Here is a 22609-nt window from a genome sequence, read left to right on the forward strand (position 1 = left end):
GCCGCCCGATTATTCGGCGGCTTCGCGCAGGCCCGGGCCACGGCTGATCCGCTGGCGCTTCAGCATCTCGGCCACCTTGAACGACACTTCCAGCGCCTGTTCGGCATTGAGCCGCGGGTCGCAATGGGTGTGGTAGCGGTCCGACAGGTCGGTGTCGGTGATCGCCGCCCGGCCGCCGGTGCATTCGGTGACGTTCTTGCCGGTCATTTCCAGATGGATGCCGCCGGCATAGGTGCCCTCGGCCTCGTGAATGGCGAAGAACCGTTCGATCTCACCCATGACCAGGTCGAACGGACGGGTCTTGTAGCCGTTCGCCGACTTGATGGTATTGCCGTGCATGGGATCGCAGGACCAGACCACGGTGCGGCCTTCCCGTGCCACCGCGCGGATCAGCGCCGGCAGGTGTTTTTCCACCTTGTCGGCGCCGAACCGGCAGATCAGCGTGATCCGGCCGGCCTTGTCCTCGGGGTTCAGCACGTCGAGCAGGCGCAGCATGCTGTCCGGCTCGAGGCTCGGCCCGCATTTGAACGCGATCGGGTTCTGCACGCCGCGGAAATACTCGACATGGGCATGGTCGGGCTGGCGCGTGCGGTCGCCGATCCACAGCATGTGGCCCGACGTCGCATACCAGTCGCCGCTGGTCGAATCGACGCGGGTCAGCGCCTCCTCATAGCCGAGCAGCAATGCCTCGTGGCTGGTGAACACCTCGGTCGTGCGCATTTCCGGGTGGGCTTCCGGATCGATGCCGCAAGCCCGCATGAAGTCGAGCGCTTCCTGGATGCGCTCGGCCAGATGCAGGTATTTGTCGGTCGCCGGGCTGTCCTTGACGAAGCCCAGCATCCATTTCATCGCGTTGTCGAGATTGGCGTAGCCGCCATAAGCGAAGGCCCGGATCAGGTTGAGGGTGGCGGCCGACTGGCGATAGGCCATGGCCTGGCGCTGCGGATCGGGCTCGCGCGCCTCCGGCGTGAAGTTGATGTCGTTGATGATGTCGCCGCGATAGGACGGCAGCGTCAGGCCATCGATGGTCTCGGTATCGGTCGAGCGCGGCTTGGCGAACTGACCGGCGACGCGGCCGACCTTCACCACCGGCATGCGGCCGGCATAGGTCAGCACCACGGCCATCTGCAGGAAGGCGCGGAAGAAATCGCGAATATTGTCGGCGCCGTGCTCGGCGAAACTCTCCGCGCAGTCACCACCCTGGAGCAGGAAGGCCTCGCCTTTTGCGACTTTCGCGAGGTGCTTCTTGAGATTTCGCGCCTCACCCGCAAAAACGAGCGGAGGAAAGCCCGCAAGGCGCTTCTCGACGTCCTCGAGGGCTGCCTGGTCCTTATAGACCGGCACCTGCAGGATCGGCTTCGACCGCCAGCTCGACGGGCTCCAACGCTCGCCCATGACATCCTCCTTAGCGCTTTGGCGCGAAAATGTGATTGCTGCCCTGCCCCGCGGGACAAGGCACGATCAGGATCGCGGCTTATACACGAGCCCGGCGGTTCCGGCGAGTGGTCGGGATCGATGCCGGGTTTCCTCATGGGAACCACGCATTGCGTTCTTCCGTTCTCTCTTGTACGCGCTTCCAGCGACGATCTCGAGGCTTTGAAATGACCCGCGCCCTGCGCTCTGTCCTGTTCGCTGCCGTCGCTTCGACGGCCCTCGGTCTGGCCGCGCCGGTCCTTGCCCAGGCGCCGGGCCTCACGCTCAACGTCACCGTCGATCGGGCGGCCTGTCTCATCCAGCCGCAGCCGGCCTGCACCGCCGAACTGGCTTTGCTGGCGGCCCGCGACGAGGTCGAGGGCTGGGCCGTGACCGCGGCCTTCGAAGCCTTCATTTCGGCCGATCCGGATCTGGCCGCGCGCGATCGCTGGATGCAGCGCTACGAGGCCTGGGCGGCGGTCGCCACCGTCGACGGCATCAAGGAGCGGATCATTCCGGTGCGTGCCGAGCACCTGGCCCGCAAAGGCGATTTCGCCGGCGCCTATCGCGAGCTCGGCCTGGATCGGGCCCAGCCCGACGCCCTGGCCGAGCCCTCCGTGCTGATCCTCGACGAAGCGCGTGCCGGCCGGATCCGCGACACGCTGTCGCGTATCGACCGGCTGGTCGAGAGCGACAGCCGCGACGACTTGCGCCTGGAGATCCTCGAGATCGCGCTTGCCCGGGCGCCGGCCGATGCCGACGCGGTCGCGGCCAGCATCAAGGACCGGTTCTCGCGCCGGCTCGCCCAGGCCTTGCAGGCGGGCGCCCGCGGCGACCAGGCGATCGGCCGCTCGATCGATGAATGGGTCCGCGGCGTGCGCGCCAACCAGACCGCGCCGTTCGACGACGCCGATACGGCGCGCCGCGAGAGCTGGGACACCTTTCTGCGCGGCGCCGTCGCCGCCAACAATCTCGACGCTTTCCGGCTCGGCATCGCCAGCCGGCCGGCTTTCGATACCGCGGCCGACGCCGAGGGCGCCAGCAAGCTCTTGCGTGTGCTGATGCGCGAGGGCCGCGCCGAATGGATCCGGGTCCTCGGTCCGGCGCTCAAGCTTCCCGCCGGCGAGACCGTCTCGGTCGACGAGGATATCGGTCCGATGCGCGGCCTGCCGGTCGACAAGCTGGTCGGCGTCGCGGCCGCGGCGGAAGCGACCGGCTCCGCGCGGGGCGCGGTGGTCGACACGGCGGTGGAAATGCTGGTCGGGCGCGGTGCCATTGCCGAAGCCCGCGACCTCTTCGTCAATGCCGGCCGGCTCGAGGAACTCAACCGCGTCACCTTCGACCAGGAGCGCATCGGCGTGGTGTTCGAGACGCTGTGGCGCGCCATTGTCGGCCATGGGCCGAAGGCGACGGTCGACGCCCTGGCCGCACGCATCACCTCGGCCGGCGCCAAGGACTATATCGGCCGCGTCGACCGGTTGACCGCGCGCATGCGCGAGATCGCCGCCGGCAACAAGGGCGAGGAGCCGGCCGACGACGAATGGGCGATCATGCTGGATGTCGCCATCGCTTCGGGCGATCCGGTGCTGATGACTCGGATCGCGGCGGAAATGAAGGATCCGGGGCTGCGCTCCACCGCCTTCGTCCAGGTCACCCGCAACCTGTGGGAACGGGCCGCGCGCTGAGCCGAATCAGCGCGTAAACGCGCGGATCGCCCCAACCACGCCGCCGATCATGAAGATCGTGGCGATGGCCTCGGCAAGGCTCGGCCAGCGCCCGGCATGGATGAAGCCATAGGCCAGGCCGAACAGCGTCTCCGAGACGATCAACTGGGCGGCCAGCGACACAGGCAGCCGCTTCGAGGCGATCGACCAGAGCCAGGTCGCGACGAAGGACGAGGCGAGCCCGACCACCAGGCCCCAGGCGGCGAGCGGTCCGAGCTCGGCCGCGGGCAGGCCGATGGCCGGCACGGCGGAAAGGCCGGCGGCCCAAGCGAGCGCCGCGAGCAGAGGCAGGCTGGCCAGCGTCGCGACGCCGGTCAGCGCGGTCCAGCCGACGGCATCGCTCTTGATGCCGCCGCGGCGCAGCACCTGGGCATTGCGCATGCCGTACCAGTACCAGCTGGCGAAGCCGCCGACGGTGAGCGCGATGCCCGCGACAATGCCGAGCCTACCGGCTTCGGGTGCGTCGCCGAGCGCCGCGCCGTTGACGATGACCAGCCCGAGGCCGATGGCGCCGAGTGGCGGCAGCAGGCGTCCGAGCGGCAGCCGGTCGGCCCCGCGATTGCCGCCGAGCGCCATGGCCACCGGCAGGGCGCCGATGATCAGGGCGACGATCGCCGTGCCGACCAGCGGAACCGCGAGCGCGATCAGGCCGAAATAGACGTTGAAGCCGGCCGCACCCAGCAGGACCAGGGTCCAGCCCATGCCGGCCGGCAGGTCGCGCCAGTCGCGAAAGCCGCGCCAGGCCAGGATCGCCAGGGACACCAGGCCGAACACCAGCGTGCGCAGAATCACCAGATCCATCGGCTTGAACGGCGCCACCATCAGCGGCGCGACGAAAGTCACGCCCCAGAGGGCGCCGGCGGCCAGGCCCGCGAGAATGCCTGAAATCATCGGAAGCGGGTCATGATGGCTGGGATCTGCCCGATGGCTCAGCCCTGCAGCTTGGCCCAGAGCTCGCGGTCGCGGATATCGGTCCAGATCACCGGCCAGTCGATGCCGCTCGCCTCGTCATAGGCGCGCGAGACGTTGAACGGCAGGCAATGTTCGTAGATCGCGAAGGACGCGAATTTCGGATCCATCGACACGCGTGCCGCGTCGAAGGCCTCCTTCAGCGAGCGCTTCCGGGCGACGCTGTCGGCAACCGAGGCATAAAGCGTCGACAGGAAGTCGCGGGTCAGCGCGATGCCGTCCTTGACCATGGTGGTGTTGGTCAGCGCTGCGCCACGGCCGGGCACGACCGCCTTGGCGTTCAGGGCCGAGATCGCATCGAGCGTCGCAGGCCAATCCTTGAAATGCGCGTCGCCGCAATAACAGGCCGAGTGATATTCGACGAGGTCGCCGGTGAAGGCGACCTGGGCATCGGGCACCAGCGCGACGATGTCGCCGGCGGTATGGCCGCGGCCGAGATGCATCAGCTTCACTTCGCGCTTGCCGAGCCACACCGTCATCTCGCGGGCGAAGCTGGCATGCGGCCAGGTCAGCCCGTCCGGGATCGATTCGGCACCTGGAAACAGCCGCGGAAACCGGCCGATCTCGCTCGCCTTGTCCTGTTCGCCGCGCTCGACGATCAGTCCGCGCGTCGCGTCGGAGGCAAGGATCGTGGCGCCCTCATAGGCGGAAGCGCCGAGCACGCGCACCGCGTGATAATGCGACAGCACGACATATTTGATCGGCTTGTCGGTGACGGTCCTGACCTTGGCGATGACATCCGCCGCCATGGCCGGCGTCGCCTGGGCATCGATCACCATGCAGCCGTCGTCGCCGACGATGATGCCGGAATTCGGGTCGCCCTCGGCGGTATAGGCGTAGAGCCCCTCGCCGAGCTGGTCGAACGAGATCTTTTTCGGGCCGAGATCGGCGGTGGAGGCGAAGGCCTTGCTCACAGAGGTCACTCCAGAATGGCGGGCAGCGACTGGAACCCGCGAAAGCGCAGGCGCCCGGTTCGGATGGCGGTTCCGGTCAGCCGATAGCACGGAAAGCGCGCGAGGAAACGGCTCAAGGCGATGCGGCCTTCCAGGCGCGCGACAGCCATGCCGACGCATTGATGCGGCCCCGAGGCATAACCCAGGTGCCGGTTCGGCTGGCGCCCGACGTCGAAGCGGTCGGGATCGGCGAACACCGCCGGGTCGCGGTTGGCGGCGCCGATGCACAGGGTCACGCGGGTGCCCGGGTCGAGCGCGACATCGCCGATCCTGGTCGCCGTGGTGGTGATGCGGTTGCCGAGCTGGTTGGAGCTTTCGACCCGCAGCGCCTCCTCCACCGCCGTCCGGGCGAGGCCCGGATCGGCGATCAGCCGGGCGCGCTCGGCCGGCCAGCGGTCGATCAGCCAGAGCGCGTTGCCGATCAGATTGGTGGTGGTCTCGTGGCCGGCATTGAGGATGAAGATGCAGTTCTGCAGGAGCTCGGCTTCCGACAGCCGGTCGCCATCGGCTTCGCCCTGGATCAGCCGGGTCAGGACGTCCTTGTCGGGATCGCCGGGCACCCGGCGCCGGCGCGCCACCAGGGTTTCCAGAAAAGCCAGGAAATCGCTCACCGCCTGGTTGCCGCGCTGCATCTGCTCGGGGCTGAGAACCGGCTCCAGCGCGCCCAGGATGGCCAGCGACCAGTCGCGCAGAGGTTCGCGTTCGTCATGGGGAATGGCGAGCAGGTTGCCGATCACCTCGACCGGGATGGCCGCGGCGAAATCCTCGATCAGGTCGACCTGGCCGCGTCCGGCCATGGCCTGGATGAGCCGGCCGACCAGGGCCTCGACATCGGTCTCCAGCGCCGAGACGGCGCGCGGGTTGAGCGCGCCGGCCAGGATCTTGCGGACCCGGGTGTGCAGCGGCGGATCATTGAACACCAGGCTGGTGGTGTGATGGCGGAACAGCGGGCTGTCGCCGTATTTCGGGGCGAATTCGACCCGCTTGTCGGACGAGAACGTCGCGGTGTCCTTGTAGACCGCCTCAAGGTCGGCATGGCGGGTCAGGAAGATCGAGCCGTCGGGCATGCGCTTGACCGGCTCATGTTCGCGCAGCGCCCGGTAGAGCGGGAAGGGATCGTCGATGAACCCGTCCGGCGGCGCGCGCAGGTCGAAGCGCGCCGCGGCCTCGGCGGCCGGGCTCGATGCCGGACCGGCTTGCCCTGTCGTCACGGGTGGTGCTTCCGGACGATCTGATCGATGGCGCCGAAGATCGAATGGCCCTTGGCATCCTTCATCTCGATGCGCACCGCGTCGCCGAAGCGCATGAACGGCGTCCTCGGCTCGCCGTTGCGGATGGTTTCCACCGTGCGCAGTTCGGCGATGCAGGCATAACCGAGCCCCTCCTCGGCGATCGTCTTACCGGGGCCGCCATCGGCATCGCGGTTCGACACGGTGCCGGAGCCGATGATGGTGCCGGCGCCGAGCGGCCGTGTCCTGGCGGCATGGGCGATCAGCGTGCCGAAGTCGAAGGTCATGTCGACGCCGGCATCCGGCTTGCCGAAGGGCTCGCCGTTGAAGAAGGCGAGCAGCGGGCGATGCAGCTTGCCGTCCTGCCAGGCCGGGCCCAGTTCGTCGGGCGTCACCGCGACCGGCGAGAAGGCGCTCGACGGTTTCGACTGGAAGAAACCGAAACCCTTGCCGAGTTCGCCGGGGATCAGGTTGCGCAAGCTGACATCGTTGACGATCATCACCAGCCGGATCAGCCCGCGTGCCTCAGCCGGCGTCGCGCCCATCGGCACGTCATCGGTAATGACCGCGATCTCGCCCTCGAAATCGATGCCATGGGCCTCGTCCGGCAAGGTGATCGGGTCGCGCGGGCCGAGGAACGCATCCGATCCGCCCTGATACATCAGCGGGTCGGTCCAGAACGACGGCGGCATTTCGACGCCGCGGGCCTGGCGAACCAGCGCCACGTGATTCACATAGGCCGAGCCGTCGGCCCATTGATAGGCGCGCGGCAGGGGGCTGGCGCAATCATGTTCGTGGAAGCGGAACGACGGCACCGAGCCGATCTCCAGCTGTTCGGCGAGATCCGACAGCCGCGGCCCCAGCCGTGCCCAGTCGTCGAGGGCTGCCTGCAGCGTCGCCACCACTGGAAAGGCATCGGTCGCGCGGGTGAGGTCCCTGGACACGATCACGAGGCGTCCGTCACGTCCGTGTTTGAGCGAAGCAAGTTTCATGTAGGCGAACCTCGGCGGCTATCGAAGCACGATCCGGACGTCATCGGCCGGGGAGCCATCAAAGCCTGTCGGAGCCGGATTGGCCAGGGCCTTCGCATCGAAACCGGCAACCGCGGCGGCGAGCCGGGCCTGCGTTGCGGAGGCGACCACCTCATCCTAGATTTGGTGAGCCGGATAGATGAATCCCTGACGGGAAGGACCCGATGAACGGTCGTGCAACGGAAGGGGATGGACGATCGGCCGCCAGGCTGGAGCTGGAGACCTTCCTGCCCTACCGGCTGAATGTGCTGGCGAGCATTGTCAGCCAGGGGCTCGCCGGCATCTATGCCAAGCGTTACGGCATCGGCGTTCCGGAATGGCGGGTCATGGCGACGCTCGGCCAGTTCGGCGCGATGACCGCCAAGGACATCGGCGGCCACAGCCACATGCACAAGACCAAGGTGTCGCGCGCCGTGGCGATCCTGGAAAAGCGCCAGATGGTGCAGCGCCGGGCCAATCGCCAGGACCTGCGCGAGGCCTTCTTGTCGCTGACCGACGCCGGCCGCGCCGTCTATGACGACCTGGTGCCGGTGGCGCTCGGCTTCGCCGCCGACCTGACCGAGGGCCTGTCCCGGTCGGAACGCGCCGAACTGGAAGCCCTGCTCGCCAAGCTGACCAGGCGCGGGCTGAAATTGCTCGGCGAAAATGCCGCCGGGTCGAGCGACGTGGGCTGAGCCGGCTTGCCCCAAGCCGTGACGGAATGCCGGACTGCGCCTAGGCTGGCGGCGGGAGGCCACCATTAAACTCTATACCTATTTCCGCTCGTCGGCCGCGTTTCGCGTCCGGATCGCCCTGAATCTGAAGGGGCTGACATATCAATCGATCCCGATCCATCTGCTGCGCGACGGCGGCGAGCAGAAAAAGCCGGGCTATCGCGCGATCAATCCGCAGGGCCGGCTGCCGGCCCTGGTGGTCGACGGGCCGTCCGGCGACGCGGTGCTGACGCAATCGCTCGCCATCATCGAATATCTCGACGAGATCGCGCCCGAGCCGCCGCTCTTGCCGCAGGATCCGATCGCCCGGGCCCGCACGCGTGCCGCCGCCCAGCTCATCGCCTGCGACATCCATCCTTTGAACAATCCGGGCGCGACCGGCTATCTCAAGACCGTCATGGGCCAGTCGCCGGAAGCGATCAGCCGGTGGTACAGCCATTTCGTGCGCGACGGCTTCGCTCCGCTGGAGCAGATGGTCCGGCCCGGGCCCTATGCCTTCGGCGCCGAGGTGACCGTGGCCGACCTCTGCATCGTGCCGCAAGTGTTCAATGCCCGCCGCTTCAAGGTGCCGCTCGACGACTTTCCGCGGTTGCTCGCGATCACCGAGGCCTGCCTGAAGCTGCCGGCCTTCGCCGACGCGCGTCCCGAGGCTCAGCCCGACGCTGAATGACCGTTCAGCGGCGCTGGCCGCGCTCCTGCCGGCCAGCTGTGGCCGGCGGGCCCGAGGGGATGCTCGATCCCCAGCTGCGCCGCTCCGGCAGCCTGTCGCGCCGGCCACCCGACAAGGCATGGCCGATGCCGGCGCCGGCCAGGAGGCCGAGCGTGCCGACCAGCCAGACCAGGAACACCACCGACAGGCCGAGGCTATGCAGGGCGTCGGCGAACCAGCCGACCGAATAGGAGTCCGGGGTGAAGCCCGGCACATTGCTCAATCCCGCCGCGCTCGAGCCGAACAGGTCGATCAGCGAATAGGCGACGAAGGCGACGATCGACCAGAGCGCGACCGCGATGCCGGTGCCCCACCAGATGAATTTGCGCATATGCGGAGTTTCCTCCCGGTTCGCCCTCCCGGCGCCTACGAGACGTCCAGGCCAGATACGATGTGGGGCGCCGGCCGGCGGACGCAAGGTCGCGAGCCGGCAAGCCCTAGCGGAAGAAGCGGTCGAAGAAGCCGGCGCCGGGCTGCGGCCGGATCACGTCGCCCCGATTGTCGGGTTCGCCAGGCCGGCCGGCGACCCGTCGCGGTCCCTGGTCGGTGCGCGACATGGTCATCGGCTGGTCGATCACCTCGCCTCCCGGCAGGCCACGGGCCGGCACGCCGAAGGCGCGCCAGTTGCCGGGCAGGTCGACGACCTGCTGGCCGCGATGGGCCTCCGCCATGACCCGGTTCCAGATCTCCACCGGCAGGGTGCCGCCGGACAGCCGCTTGGTCGGCTGGCCGTCGTCATTGCCGAGCCAGACGCCTGCGACATAGCGGCCGGTATAGCCGAGGAACCAGGCGTCGCGGAAATCCTGGCTTGTGCCGGTCTTGCCGGCGGCGGTCCAGCCGGGCAGCCGCAGCGCGCGCGCCGAGCCCGATACGGTCGTCTCGTGCATCATCGCGTTCATCATCGCCGATTGCTGCGGCTCGATGACCCGGCCGGGATTGACCGGGGTGCGCCGGAACAGCACGCGGCCATTGGTGGTGCGAATGCGGGTGATGACATGCGGCATCACGCCGTTGCCGCCATTGGCGAAGGGCACATAGGCGCCGGTCAATTCCAGCAGGGTCACTTCCGAGGTGCCGAGCGCGATCGACGGATTGGCTTGCAGCGGCGAGCCGATGCCGAGCTTCTGGGCGGTGCGCACGACCGCGCGCGGGCCGACCTCGTTGGTGAGCCGGACGGCGACGGTGTTGAGCGAGGCGGATAGCGCCGTCGTCAACGTCACGTCGCCGCGATAATCGCGGGTATAGTTTTCCGGGCGCCAGCCGGCGATGGCGACCGGCGCGTCGGCGCGAATCGTGTCGGGCGTCAGGCCGCGCTCCAGCGCGGTCAGGTAGACGAAGGCCTTGAACGCCGAACCCGGCTGACGCCTGGCCGCGACGGCGCGGTTGAACTGGCTCTGGGCATAGTCGCGGCCACCGACCAGCGCACGCACCGCGCCATCGGTGTCGAGCACCACCACCGCGCCCTGGCGCACGTCGTAGCGCGCGCCGCTGCGGGCCAGCACGTCGTTCAGCGCGGTCTCGGCCGCCAGTTGCAGCGGCGCGACGATGGTGGTCTCGATCACCAGATCGGTCTCGACCTTGCCGACATAGTCGTCGAGCAGGTCCATCACCCAGTCGGCGACATAGTTGATCGAACCACTGGCGGCGGTGCGGCTGGTTTCGGCCGGGTTGGCGATGGCCGCCTTGGCCTGCGCCTCGGTGATGTAGCCCTGGTCGGCCATGGCCATCAGCACGAGCTGGGCGCGGGCTTCCGCAGCCTCCGGGTTGCGCGTCGGCGCCAGCCGCGAGGGTGCCTTGACCAGGCCGGCGATGGTGGCGGCCTCCTGCAGGGTCAGCGCGGTCGCCGGCTTGTCGTAATAGCGCCGGGCGGCGGCTTCGATGCCATAGGCGCCGGCGCCGAAATAGACCCGGTTCAGGTAGAGCTCGAGGATCTGGTCCTTGGAATAATTGGTCTCCAGCCAGAGCGCCAGGATCGCCTCCTGGATCTTGCGCCCCATGGTGCGGTCCGGCGTCAGGAACAGGTTCTTGGCCAGCTGCTGGCTGAGCGTCGAGCCGCCCTGCGACACGCCCCGGTTGGTGATATTGGTCACGATGGCGCGGGCGAGCCCGATCATGTCGAGGCCGAAATGCGAGTAGAAGCGCCGGTCCTCGATCGAGATCAGCGCCTGCGGCACGTGGCGCGGCAGGCTCTTCAGCTGCACCGCGGCACCGCCGGTGTCGCCACGATTGGCGAGTTCGGCGCCGTCGGCCGCCACGATCGCGATATTCGGCGGCCGCCTCGGCACTTCCAGCGTATGGGTCGGCGGCAGGCGCGCGGCATACCAGGCGACGACGCCGGCGCAGATGATCAGGCCCCAGACCGCGGCGGTCAGGCCCCAGACCATCAGCCGGCCGAAAATGCCGCGCCGCTTGCGGCGCTTCGGTGGCTCGTCCTTGGAGGCCCGGCGTTTCGGCTGCTTGCGTGGCATGGGGCGCGGTTCGGGCTCCTGGATTTCGGCCGGGTCGGGGCGGCGTTTCTGTGGTTTCTGCGGGCTGACGACGCGCACGGAGGGACGGTCCTCGGGCATCGCGCGAAGGTCCATGCCGCCGCGCGCCGTTCCGAAGCTCGGCTCGATCCGATCGTTGCCGCCGCGTCCCCTTGCCATCGCCTGAGAAATCACCACCCGGGCCCCCAGCGGGCCTCACCCTTTCCCTGCTTCTTCGCAATAATCGGGGCGCAATGAAGGGGTCGTTAAGGCGATATCGCGTCACGCCTTCATCATTGGTCAAGGTAAAGGGAGATTTACCGTTTTGCCGGGGCTTTGACAGGAAACATGAAACATTCGCCCGGCTACACCGTCTCCCCTGGAGTCCCGAAGTCGATGTCGTCACGTTCCGCCGGCGAGCCGCCCGAAGCCGGCGACAGGTTGTCAGAGACCATTGTCGCGGAAGCATTGTCGGCCGCACTGCTCGCCCGCGTGCGCACCATGCGGGTGCTGCTCGAGACCGAGGAGGGCGGCCTCGTCCCGTCGTCGGAAGCAGCCCTCCTGCATGGCCGGCTGGAACGGATCGAGGCGGAGCTGGAGGCGCGCCGCCGGCCGCCCGACGACGATGCGGTGGACATCGTTTATCTCGACTGATCGGTTCCGATCTGTGGACCTGCTTGTCGATCTTGATCGATGGTCGTCCCATCAATCATGACATTCCTTGCCACGACCTGCCGTGGGCCGTTCTTGATGAGCGATCGGGTTGAAGTCGTGGATGGCCGGGACAAGCCCGGCCAGGACGAGGTGGTTCCGGTGCGTCCTTCACGGGGCGCCGCAGCGTCGCGCCCCTTCCTTTTCGCTTGCACCACCTCGTCTTGCCCGGGCTTGTCCCGGGCATCCACGAATTCATCCGATGGCGATATTCAAGTCGTGGAAGCCGGTCGAAATCGCCTCGCGGCGACACCAATCGAGGTCGATCGATCGACATCGCCCGGCGTCGGCTCGGCCGGTACGCCGCTAGCGGCTGCCGTCATCCTCCAGCACGCTGGTCAGCACCTTGCGGATCGCCGCCTGGCGCTGGGCGGTCTGGATCTTCGCGCCCATCAGGTCGGTGACGTAAAACACGTCCACCGCCTTCTCGCCGAAGGTCGCGACATAAGCCGAGCCGATGTTCAGGCTGTGGCGCGACAGGGCCGCGGTGAGGTCGTGCAGCAGGCCGGGGCGGTCGAGCCCCGAGACCTCGATCACCGTATAGCGGTTCGACCAGGTGTTGTTGATCGCCACCTCCGGCGCGATCCGGAAGGTGCGCGAGCGCTGCCGGGCCGACGACTTGCGATGCGCCGCGGCGACCGCCTCGCCGACCTTGATCTCGCCGCGCAACGCCTTCTCGATGCCGTCGGCGATGCGCTTGGCGCGCCGTTCCTCGTCCTCGTCGCGATCGAAGCCGCGGGTGATCGAAATGGTATCGAGAGCCAGGCCGTCGGTGGTCGTATAGATCTGCGCGCCGATGATATTGGCGCCGGCGGCGGCGCAGGCTCCGGCGATGATCGACAGGAGCCTCGGATGGTCGGGTGCGAGCACGGTCAGATGGGTGACCCCCTGGCCGGCGACCAGGTCGACGCGGGTCGCCAGTGACTGGCCGGCGGCTTCGGCCGCCAGCAGGAAGCGGGCATGCTCGATCTTGGTGGCGAGATCGACCTTCAGCCAATAGGCCGCGTAGTGGCGGCCGATATAGGCCTCCAGCCCGGGGCCGGAGAGATCGGGCAAGGCCTCGGGAACCGTCCGGCGGAACTCCTCCTGGGCGATCTCGACGCGGCGCGTGCGGTTCACCTCCGAGAAGCCGCCGGTCACCACCGGTTCGGTTTCGTAATAGAGCGTGCGCAGGAGCTGGCTCTTCCAGCCGTTCCAGACGCCGGGCCCGACCGCGATGATGTCGGCGGTGGTCAGGATCAGCAGCATCTTCATGCGCTCGAGCGACTGCACCACGCCGGCGAAGGTCTCGATGGTCTTGCGGTCGCTGAGATCGCGCGACTGGGCGATCGTCGACATGACCAGGTGGTTCTCGACCAGCCAGGCGACGGTTTCGGTCTCGGCCTTGGTCAGTCCGAACCGCGGCCCGAGCCGGCGTGCCACCCGGGCGCCGGCGATCGAATGATCCTCCGGCCGGCCTTTCGAGATGTCGTGCAGGAACAGCGTGATGTAGAGCAGGTCGCGGTTGCGCGGCTGGATCGTCTTGATCAGGTCGGCGGCAAGCCCGAGGTTCGGATCGCCGCCGCGCTCGATCTGCTGCAGCGTGCCGATGCAGCGCAGGAGATGCTCGTCCACCGTATAGTGGTGGTACATGTTGAACTGCATCATCGCCACGACGCGGCCGAAATCCGGCACGAAGCGGCCGAGCAGGCCGGCTTCGTTCATCCGCCGCAGCACCACTTCCGCGGTGTTGGCCGAGGTCAGGATGGCGATGAACAGCTGGTTGGCGGTCGGGTCGTGACGCAGCTTCTCGTCGACCAGCTTCAACGAGCGTGTCAAAAGCCGCATGGCGTCGGGATGGAGCGCCAGGTTGTAGCGGTCGGCGAGCGCGAAGATGCGGATCAGGTTGACCGGATCGCGCGCGAAGGCTTGATCGTCCGACACGGTGATGCGGTCGTGGTCGATCTGGAAGTCCGGGCTCTCCTTGAAGCCGCGGTGCGACTTGGGGCGGAGCCTGGCGATGAACCGGTCGAGCACCGGGGCCGGCTTTTCGTGGCGCTCTTCCAGCTCGGCGCACAGGATGGCGGTGAGATCGCCGACATCCTTGGCGACCAGGAAATAGTGCTTCATGAAACGCTCGACATCGACCAGGCCCGAATGGCCGCGATAGCCGAGCCGCGGCGCCAGCTCACGCTGCAGGTCGAAGGACAGCCGCTCCTCGGCGCGGCCGGTCAGGAAATGCAGGTGGCAGCGGACGGTCCAGAGGAACTTCTCGCAGCGCCGGAAGGTCTGGGCTTCGCGCCGGGTGAACACGCCCTTCTTGGCCAGCTCCTCGTCGGTCTTCACCCGATAGGCGTAGCGCGCGATCCAGAACAGCGTGTGCAGGTCGCGAAGCCCACCCTTGCCGTCCTTCACATTGGGCTCGACCAGATAGCGCGACTGGCCGGTCTTGCGGTGCCGCTCGTCGCGCTCGGCGAGCTTGGCGGCGACGAATTGCGGCACGGTGCCGCGCACCACCTCCGCGTCGAAGCGCTGCTCGAGCTCGTGGAACAGCGCCATGTCGCCGAGGATATGGCGGGCTTCCAGGATGGCGGTGCGAATGGTCTGGTCGGCGCGCGCCTGGCGGATGCATTCGTCGACCGAGCGGGTGGCATGGCCGACCTTCAGGCCCATGTCCCACAGGCAGTAGAGGATGGCCTCGGCGACGCTTTCTCCCCAGGCAGTCTGCTTGTAGGGCAGCAGGAACAGGAGATCGATGTCGGAGCCCGGCGCCAGCATGCCGCGGCCATAGCCGCCGGTCGCCACCACGGTCATGCGTTCGCCCGACGAGGGATTGTCGGAGGGGTAGAGCCGGGTGACGATCCAGTCGTAGACGACGCGGATCGCATCGTCCTGGAAGCGCGACAGGGCTTCCGCGCAGCTGCGCCCGTCGGCGTCGGCGATCAGCCGCTGCTCGGCGGTCCGGCGGGCTTCGGCCAGCCAGCGCTTGAGGATCTGGACGACCTCGGCGCGGGCTTCCCGGCTGTTGCCGGCATGGACCTGCACCGTGCCGATGTCCCGCGCGATAGCGGCGGGATCGACCAGGGGCCCATGGTCTGCGGGTTGCCGTCGCGGGCTGGCTTCGAGGGTCGTCTGATCCATCGGTTCTCACGGTCGCGTGCGAGGCCAGGAACCATACGCGTTTCGCATGGGCCGCGCGATATCGCCAAATTGGTCGGTCTACAGGCCCGCGGCTCCTCCGTCGGCGCGCGGGTCATGGGCGCCCAGCATCGACCGGTCCGGGAACCAGGTGACGCCGCCGGCATGGCCCATGGTGTCGGAATAGGCCTCGGGGATGGTCTCGGCGGCATGGCCCATGCGCTGCAGCGCCTTGACCAGGCTTTCGTCGAAGCGGTTCTCCAGGCGCAGGCCTGTGACCGCCGAGCCCCAGGTGCGGCCGAGCAGCCAGCGTGGCCGGTCGAGCGCCTCGTCCAGCGGCACGCCGTGGCGGACATGGCGCTCGAACACCATGGCCTGGGTCTGCGGCTGGCCCTCGCCGCCCATGGTTCCATAAGAGAACACCCGGCCGTCGCGCAGCCTCGCCAGCGCCGGGTTGAGCGTGTGGAACGGCCGGCGACCGGGTTCCAGCGGGTTCAGCGCCTTCAGGTCGAGCGCGAAGCTGGCGCCACGGTTCTGCATCAGGAAGCCGGTCGAGGCCGAGATGCAGCCGGAACCGAACTCCCAATAGATCGACTGGATATAGGAGACGACGCGGCCGTCGGCATCCGCGGCCCCCATCCAGATGGTGTCGCCCGGGGCGGCGCGCTGCGGCCACGGCAAGGCCTGGCCGGTCTTGATCGCCTGCGCCTCGCGGCCGAGCGCATCGCTGGTCAGGAAGGCCTGCGGGTCGCCGGCGAGCCGGTCGAAATCGGTGACGAAGCGGTCGCGCACCATGAAGGCGCGTTTGGTCGCTTCGACCAGGCGATGCACGAAGCCGACCGTTTCCGGCGTCACCGGACCGTATATCGCTTCCAGCTGGTCGACGATGCCGAGGATCATCAGCGAGGCCAGCCCCTGGGTCGGGGGCGGCATGTTGAAGACCTGGCCGAGCGAGTGGTCGAGCGTCAGTGGCGTCCGTTCGACGGCGTAATAGGCCTGCAGGTCCGCGCGGGTCACCGGCGCGCCCATCTTGTCCAGGTCGCTTGCCAGCTCGCGCGCGATATCGCCGCGATAGGTGTCTTCGAAGCCGGCGCGCGCCATGTGGTCGAGGGATGCCGCCAGCGCCTGCTGCTTCATCACGGTGCCTTCGGCCGGCGGGCGGCCGTCGACCAGGAAGGTGTCGGCAAAGCCCGGGCAGTCCTTCAGCTCGAACAGCTTGTCGACGGTCAGCCGCGCCTGCGATCGGGTCACCGTGTAGCCGTCGCGCGCGGCGCGGATCGCCGGTTCGAGCAGGACGGCGCGCGGCAGCCGGCCGCCGGCCGCCTTGGCCATGGCATTGGCCATGCGCCAGCCGCCGATCGCGCCGGGCACGGTGAGCGCCGCCAGCGGGCCGCGTGTCGGGATCTCGTAATGACCGCGATCCCAGTAGGAGCGCATGGTCGCGCCTTCGCCGGCAAAGCCGCAGGCCTCGATGCCGTGGACCCGGCCGTTGGGCTGGTGGATCAGCCAGAAGCCGTCGCCGCCGACATGGGTCATGTGCGGATAGACCGCCGCGATGGTCGCCGCGGCCGCGATCATCGCTTCGATCGCATTGCCGCCTTCGGCGAGAATCTGGCGGCCGGCCTCGGCCGCCGCCGAATGAGGGGCAGCGACGACACCGCACGAGAATGGGCCTTGCGACATCAGGAATGATCCCTCGAATGCTGACCGAGGATAGCGGAGTGACGCCGCCTCGGCGAACCCTCGTAGCGCCAGTGCAAACCCTTACGCAATCCCGCGGTCCGAAGCGTGCGCCGCGCGGCGCGCGCAGGCCGGCTCAAAGCGCCATCGAGCGGCCCAGCGCTTCGCGCGAAACCTCGCCCTTGAGGCCCGCCAGCACGACGCGGCCGCGCTCCATGACCGCGAACCGGTCGCCGAGCTCTTCGGCGAAGTCCAGATATTGCTCGACCAGCAGGATCGCGATGTCGCCTTTCTGGCGGAGATAGAGGATGGCCCGGCCGATATCCTTGATGATCGAGGGCTGGATGCCCTCCGTCGGTTCGTCGAGCACCAGGAGGCGTGGCCGGGTGACCAGCGCCCGGCCGATGGCGAGCTGCTGCTGCTGGCCGCCGGAGAGATCGCCGCCGCGCCGCCCCAGCATGTCGTTCAGGACCGGAAACAGCGAAAAGATGTCGTCGGGGATGCTTCGGTCGGAGCGCCGGAGCGGGGCGAAGCCGGTCTCGAGGTTTTCCTTCACCGACAGCAGCGGGAAGATCTCCCGGCCTTGCGGCACATAGGCGATGCCGCGCCGTGCCCGCTCGAACGGCGGCATGCGGGTGATGTCGCGGCCCTCCCACAGGATCTCGCCGGCCGAGATCGGCTGGTGACCGATAATGGCGCGCATCAGCGAGCTCTTGCCGACGCCGTTGCGGCCGAGCACGCAGGTCACCGCGCCCGGCACCACCTCCAGCGAGACGTCGCGCAGCGCCTGGGCGGCGCCGTAATGCAGGTCGACGTTCTTGACTTCCAGCATGGCGCTTACCGTCCGAGATAGACTTCGATGACGCGTTCGTCGGAACTGACCTGGTCGAGCGTGCCTTCGGCCAGCACCGAGCCTTCGTGCAGGCAGGTGACCTTGACGCCGAGTTCGCGGATGAAGCCCATGTCGTGTTCGACCACCACCACCGAATGGCTGCGGGCAATGTCCTTGAGCAGTTCGGCGGTGGCCGCGGTTTCCGCGTCGGTCATGCCGGCGGCGGGCTCGTCGACCAGCAGGAGCTTGGGGTCCTGGGCGAGCAGCATGCCGATCTCCAGCCATTGCTTCTGGCCGTGCGACAGCTCGGAGGCCATGCGGGCGCGATGATCGCCGAGCCGGATGATGCCGAGGATCTCGTCGACGCGTCCCATGATCGTGCCGGAATGGCGCGAAAACAGGGTGCCGAACACGGTGCGGTCGGCCTTCACCGCCATCAGCACGTTGTCTTCCACCGTATGGCTCTCGAACACGGTGGGTTTTTGGAACTTGCGGCCGATGCCGAGATTGGCGATGGCGGTCTCGTCGAGTTCGGTCAGGTCGGTCTCGCCGGCGAAGATCACGTCGCCGGTGTCGGGCCTGGTCTTGCCGGTGATGACATCCATCATGGTGGTCTTGCCGGCGCCGTTCGGGCCGATGATCGCACGCATCTCGCCGGGCGCGATGATGAAGCTCAACTTGTTGAGCGCGCGGAAGCCGTCGAAGGTCACCGAGACGCCGTCGACATAGAGCAGCGACTGGGTGATCATCTGTGGCCGGTTCATCGCCTGAACCGGCCCGAGTTCCGGCGCGCCGGCCACGGGCTCCAGCAACATGTCGATCCTCCTCATTCGGCGGCCTGGGGCGCGGCGCTCGCCGGCGGTTTGGGCGCCGGCCGGCGGCCGGCCCACCATTCGGTGAAGGTGCCGAGCACGCCCTTGGGCAGGAACAGGGTGACCAGCACGAACAGGCCGCCGAGGGCGAACAGCCAGCCTTGTGGAAAGGCGCCGGTGAACCAGCTCTTGGCGAAATTGACGATGCCGGCGCCGAGCGCCGCGCCGACCAGCGTGCCGCGCCCGCCGACCGCCACCCAGATGATCGTCTCGATCGAATTGGCCGGCTGGAATTCAGACGGGTTGATGATGCCGACCTGCGGCACGTAGAGCGCCCCGGCAATGCCGGCCATGACCGCCGAGACGGTCCAGACGAACAGCTTGAAATGCTCGACCCGGTAGCCGAGGAAGCGGGTACGGGCCTCGGCGTCGCGGATCGCGATCAGGATCTTGCCGGCCTTGGAGGTGACGATGGCGCGCGCGGCGAGATAACCGAGCATCAGCGCCGTCACGGAGAGCGAGAACAGCACCGCGCGGGTCGGCTGGGCCTGGATGTTGAAGCCGAGAATGTCCTTGAAATCGGTCAGGCCGTTATTGCCGCCGAAACCCATGTCGTTGCGGAAAAAGGCGAGCAGCAGCGCATAGGTCAGCGCCTGCGTGATGATCGACAGATAGACGCCGGTGACGCGTGAGCGGAAGGCGAACCAGCCGAACACGAAGGCGAGCAGGCCCGGCACCAGGCAGACCATCAGCAGGGCATAGGGCAGCGAGGAAAAGCCCCACCAGGTGAGCGGCAGTTCCTTCCAGTTCAGGAACACCATGAAGTCGGGCAGGACCGGATTGGCATAGACGCCGCGCGGGCCGATCTGGCGCATCAGATACATGCCCATGGCATAGCCGCCGAGCGCGAAGAAGGCGCCGTGGCCGAGCGACAGGATGCCGCAATAACCCCAGACCAGGTCGACCGCCACCGCCAGCAGGGCATAGGTCATGTATTTGCCCCACAGCCCCATGGCCGTGTTCGACACGTGGAACATCGATGTCGGCGGCACCGCCAGGTTGAGGATCGGCACCAGCACGGCGGTCACCGCCAGGAGACCCAGGAAGATCCAGCCGGCGCGGTCGATCTTTTCGAACAGGAAGCGCGTGAACATCATTCCACCGCCCGTCCCTTGAGGGCGAACAGGCCTCGTGGTCGCTTCTGGATGAACAGGATGATGAAGACGAGCAGCAGGATCTTGCCGAGCACCGCGCCGGCATAGGGCTCGAGGAATTTGTTGGCGATGCCCAGCGTCAGCGCGCCCACCAGCGTGCCCCAGAGATTGCCGACGCCGCCGAACACCACGACCATGAAGCTGTCGATGATATAACCCTGGCCGAGATTGGGGCTGACATTGTCGATCTGGCTGAGCGCCACGCCGGCAAGCCCGGCGATGCCGGAGCCGAGGCCGAAGGTGAAGGCGTCGACCCAGTTGGTGCGGATGCCCATGGCGCCCGCCATGCGCCGGTTCTGGGTCACGGCGCGGGTCTGCAGGCCGAAGGGTGTGCGCTTCAGCACCAGCAGCAGGGCGGTGAACACCAGTCCGGCGAAGATGATGATGGCCAGCCGGTTGGTGGTGATGGCGAGATTGCCGATTTCGAACGAGCCGGACATCCAGGACGGCGTGCCGACCTCGCGATTGGTCGGGCCGAACCAGGAGCGCACCGCCTGCTGCAGGATCAGGCTGACGCCCCAGGTGGCGAGCAGGGTCTCCAGCGGCCGGCCATAGAGGTGGCGGATGATCAGCCGCTCGATCAGGACGCCGACCGCGCCGGCGACCAGGAAGGCGAGCGGCAGGGCGATGAACAGCGAGACGTCGAACAGGGCGGGAGCCGTGGTGCGGATCACCTGCTGCACCACGAAGGTGGTGTAGGCACCGATCATCACCATCTCGCCATGGGCCATGTTGATGATGCCCATGACGCCGAAGGTGATGGCGAGCCCGATGGCCGCCAGCAGCAGCACCGAGCCGAGGGAGAGGCCGTACCAGACGTTCTGGCCGGCCTCCCAGATGGCCAGCGAGCGGCGCACCGCGGTGATGGCGCCGTCGGCGGCTTGCCGGACCAGCGGCGCGGTATCGGCGGGCAGCGAGCCGAGCATCGCCAGCGCATCCTGGTCGCCGCGCCGCTGGATGACGCCGATGGCTTCGATGCGGTCGGCATCCCGGGCTGAGCTGTCGGCCACCAGGATCGCCGCGCGCGCTTCCTCCATCAGCTTGCGCACCCGTGCGTCGCGCTCGGCGGGCAGGGCCTGGGAGAGCGCTGCGAGGGCGGCCGCGTCGCGCGATTTGAATACGGCTTCGGCGGCCGCCATGCGGCGGGCGGGGTCTGGATGCATCAGGCTGAGCGCACCCATGGCGGCGTCGATGGCGCGCCGGACATTGTTGTTGAGCCGCACCGGGCGTGCCGCCGCGGGCGCGGGTTCGGCATTGCCGGTCGCGGCGGCCGTGAAGCTGCCGTCGGGCTGGCGGATGAACACGCTGCGATCGGCCGGGCGATAGACCAGGCGGCCGTCGCGCAGCGCCTCGATGACGGACGCGGCCTGCGGCGAACCGGAGCCGGCAAGGGCTGCGACGGCGCCGGCGATATCGTTGAAATTCTCGGTGGCGAAGCGCTGGACGAGCGTCTGGCTGTCCTGGGCGGCGGCCGTGCTGGGGCCGGCGACGACCAGGGCCGCCAGGGTCACGATGGTCGCCAGGATGGTCGCGAGGAATGACAAGCGTCGCATGAACGATCCCGAATGAGGGGGCGAGAGCCGGTCTCGCCGTCTGCTGCGGGCGGTTGCCGCGCATGAGGGGCGCGCCGCTGGCCGGCGCGCCCCGTCTTGATCGAGATGCCGCCGGTCAGCGCTGGGCCGCGCCGCCGCAGCGTCCGGTCCTGACGTTGAAATTGCCGCAGCGCATCGGCGCGCGGTGATCGGCGATCAGGTCGCGCGAGCCTTCCAGATGCGGCGACCATTCCTGGGCGACCACCGTGCCGGGGGTCTGCCAGACCGTCGAGAACTGGCCGTTCTCCTGGATCTCGCCGATCAGCACCGGCTTGGTGATGTGATGGTTCGGCATCATGGTCGACAGGCCGCCGGACAGGTTGGGCACGGCGATGCCGATCATGGCGTCGCGCACCGCGGTCGGGTCGGTCGTGCCGGCCGCTTCCACCGCCTTTACCCACATGGCGAAACCGATGACATGGGCCTCCATCGGATCGTTGGTCACCGCGCGCGGGTTGTTCTTGAAGGCGCGCCAGCGGGCGATGAAGTCGCGATTGACCGGATTGTCCACCGACTGGAAATAGTTCCAGGCGGCGAGATGGCCGACCAGCGGCTTGGTGTCGAAACCGGCGAGCTCCTCTTCGCCGACCGAGAAGGCGATGACCGGAATGTCGGTGGCCTTGACGCCCTGGTTGCCCAGTTCCTTGTAGAACGGCACGTTGGCGTCGCCATTCACCGTCGAAATGACGGCGGTCTTCTTGCCGGCCGCGCCGAAGCGCTTGATCGCGGCGACCCGGGTCTGCCAGTCGGCATGGCCGAACGGGGTATAGTTGACCGAAATGTCCTCGGGCTTGATGCCCTTGGACAGGAGATAGGCTTCCAGGATCTTGTTGGTGGTGCGCGGGTAGACGTAGTCAGTGCCCTCGAGCACGAAGCGCTGGACGCCTTCGGCGAGCAGATAGTCGACCGCCGGAATGGCCTGCTGGTTCGGCGCGGCACCGGTATAGAAGATGTTCGGCGAGGATTCCTCGCCCTCATATTGCACGGGGTAGAACAGGATCGAATTCAGTTCCTCGAACACCGGCAGCACGGATTTGCGCGACACCGAGGTCCAGCAGCCGAAGGTGACCGCGACGCGGTTGCGGGTGATCAGCTCGCGCGCCTTCTCGGCGAACAGCGGCCAGTTCGAGGCCGGGTCGACCACCACCGCTTCGAGCTTCTTGCCGAGCAGGCCGCCGCGCTTGTTCTGCTCGTCGATCAGCATGAGCATGACGTCCTTCAGCGTCGACTCGCTGATCGCCATGGTTCCAGAGAGCGAATGCAGGATGCCGACCTTGATCGTTTCCTGCGCCTTGGCCGGCGCGGCGAAGAGGCCCGCCGCAAGTGCTACGCTGGCCGCCAGGCCGAGCACTTTTGACTTGAGGTTCAACATGGAGGTTTCCCGTTTCTCGTGTTTGCCGTCGGCTCTGGAAGGCCTGTGGACCGCCGGTCAGCGGGTTTGTCTC

The 22609-nt window shown here is 67.9% G+C and carries 18 protein-coding genes; 4 read left to right on the plus strand and 14 right to left on the minus strand.

Going from position 1 to position 22609, the window contains the following annotated elements:
• Positions 1-9: 9 nt before the first annotated feature.
• Positions 10-1395 carry a class II 3-deoxy-7-phosphoheptulonate synthase gene (locus AC07WJ_RS14275; protein ID WP_494935248.1) on the minus strand — a complete coding sequence of 462 codons (1386 nt, stop codon included), beginning with the start codon at positions 1393-1395 and terminating at the stop codon, positions 10-12.
• 206 nt (positions 1396-1601) lie between these two features.
• Between AC07WJ_RS14275 and AC07WJ_RS14280 the strand changes: the two genes are divergently transcribed.
• Positions 1602-3098, plus strand: a complete 1497-nt coding sequence (locus tag AC07WJ_RS14280; protein WP_494935249.1) for a hypothetical protein — start codon at positions 1602-1604, stop codon at positions 3096-3098.
• Between the two features lie 6 nt (positions 3099-3104).
• Here the strand turns inward: AC07WJ_RS14280 and AC07WJ_RS14285 are convergent, their stop codons facing one another.
• The 4 genes from AC07WJ_RS14285 to AC07WJ_RS14300 are packed head-to-tail and all read right to left on the minus strand — an operon-like array spanning position 3105 to position 7280.
• A complete protein-coding gene (locus tag AC07WJ_RS14285; protein ID WP_494935250.1) occupies positions 3105-4028 on the minus strand; it encodes an EamA family transporter in 924 nt (307 codons plus the stop codon).
• Positions 4029-4066: 38 nt separating this feature from the next.
• Positions 4067-5020, minus strand: a complete 954-nt coding sequence (locus AC07WJ_RS14290) for an MBL fold metallo-hydrolase (protein WP_494935251.1) — start codon at positions 5018-5020, stop codon at positions 4067-4069.
• Positions 5021-5025: 5 nt separating this feature from the next.
• The gene (locus AC07WJ_RS14295; protein WP_494935252.1) at positions 5026-6270 is read right to left on the minus strand and encodes a cytochrome P450; all 1245 of its coding nucleotides are present in this window, start codon (positions 6268-6270) and stop codon (positions 5026-5028) included.
• A complete protein-coding gene (locus AC07WJ_RS14300; protein WP_494935253.1) occupies positions 6267-7280 on the minus strand; it encodes a fumarylacetoacetate hydrolase family protein in 1014 nt (337 codons plus the stop codon). Before AC07WJ_RS14300 ends, AC07WJ_RS14295 begins: the two co-directional genes overlap by 4 nt.
• Before the next feature lie 203 nt (positions 7281-7483).
• On the opposite strand from AC07WJ_RS14300, the gene AC07WJ_RS14305 reads away from it, so the two are divergent.
• Together AC07WJ_RS14305 and maiA are read left to right on the plus strand one after the other, a co-directional pair.
• On the plus strand, positions 7484-7993 hold the full coding sequence (locus AC07WJ_RS14305; RefSeq protein WP_494935254.1) for a MarR family winged helix-turn-helix transcriptional regulator: 510 nt from the start codon (positions 7484-7486) through the stop codon (positions 7991-7993).
• A gap of 64 nt (positions 7994-8057) precedes the next feature.
• Positions 8058-8702, plus strand: a complete 645-nt coding sequence (gene maiA, locus AC07WJ_RS14310) for a maleylacetoacetate isomerase (protein WP_494935599.1) — start codon at positions 8058-8060, stop codon at positions 8700-8702.
• A 4-nt stretch (positions 8703-8706) separates the two neighbouring features.
• On the opposite strand, the gene AC07WJ_RS14315 is transcribed toward maiA, so the two are convergent.
• Entirely contained in the window at positions 8707-9072 is a 366-nt protein-coding gene (locus AC07WJ_RS14315) for a hypothetical protein (protein ID WP_494935255.1), read from the minus strand.
• 106 nt (positions 9073-9178) lie between these two features.
• Positions 9179-11386, minus strand: coding sequence for a transglycosylase domain-containing protein (locus AC07WJ_RS14320; RefSeq protein WP_494935256.1), 2208 nt, complete (start codon positions 11384-11386; stop codon positions 9179-9181).
• 216 nt (positions 11387-11602) lie between these two features.
• On the opposite strand from AC07WJ_RS14320, the gene AC07WJ_RS14325 reads away from it, so the two are divergent.
• Positions 11603-11860, plus strand: a complete 258-nt coding sequence (locus tag AC07WJ_RS14325; protein WP_494935257.1) for a hypothetical protein — start codon at positions 11603-11605, stop codon at positions 11858-11860.
• Positions 11861-12223: 363 nt separating this feature from the next.
• On the opposite strand, the gene AC07WJ_RS14330 is transcribed toward AC07WJ_RS14325, so the two are convergent.
• The 7 genes from AC07WJ_RS14330 to urtA form a co-directional block, all read right to left on the minus strand.
• On the minus strand, positions 12224-15037 hold the full coding sequence (locus AC07WJ_RS14330; RefSeq protein ID WP_494935258.1) for a [protein-PII] uridylyltransferase: 2814 nt from the start codon (positions 15035-15037) through the stop codon (positions 12224-12226).
• Positions 15038-15115: 78 nt separating this feature from the next.
• On the minus strand, positions 15116-16717 hold the full coding sequence (locus tag AC07WJ_RS14335; protein ID WP_494935259.1) for a gamma-glutamyltransferase family protein: 1602 nt from the start codon (positions 16715-16717) through the stop codon (positions 15116-15118).
• Positions 16718-16850: 133 nt separating this feature from the next.
• Complete coding sequence (gene urtE, locus AC07WJ_RS14340) at positions 16851-17546, minus strand: urea ABC transporter ATP-binding subunit UrtE (protein WP_494935260.1); 696 nt, start codon at positions 17544-17546, stop codon at positions 16851-16853.
• A gap of 5 nt (positions 17547-17551) precedes the next feature.
• Positions 17552-18310, minus strand: coding sequence for an urea ABC transporter ATP-binding protein UrtD (gene urtD / locus AC07WJ_RS14345; protein ID WP_494935600.1), 759 nt, complete (start codon positions 18308-18310; stop codon positions 17552-17554).
• A 62-nt stretch (positions 18311-18372) separates the two neighbouring features.
• Complete coding sequence (gene urtC, locus AC07WJ_RS14350) at positions 18373-19512, minus strand: urea ABC transporter permease subunit UrtC (protein WP_494935601.1); 1140 nt, start codon at positions 19510-19512, stop codon at positions 18373-18375.
• The gene (gene urtB, locus AC07WJ_RS14355; RefSeq protein ID WP_494935261.1) at positions 19512-21125 is read right to left on the minus strand and encodes an urea ABC transporter permease subunit UrtB; all 1614 of its coding nucleotides are present in this window, start codon (positions 21123-21125) and stop codon (positions 19512-19514) included. The genes urtC and urtB overlap by 1 nt, the downstream gene beginning before the upstream one ends.
• Before the next feature lie 115 nt (positions 21126-21240).
• The gene (gene urtA / locus AC07WJ_RS14360; protein ID WP_494935262.1) at positions 21241-22536 is read right to left on the minus strand and encodes an urea ABC transporter substrate-binding protein; all 1296 of its coding nucleotides are present in this window, start codon (positions 22534-22536) and stop codon (positions 21241-21243) included.
• Positions 22537-22609: the final 73 nt, after the last annotated feature.

The organism is Phreatobacter sp. GW821-FHT04C01, assembly GCF_059420385.1.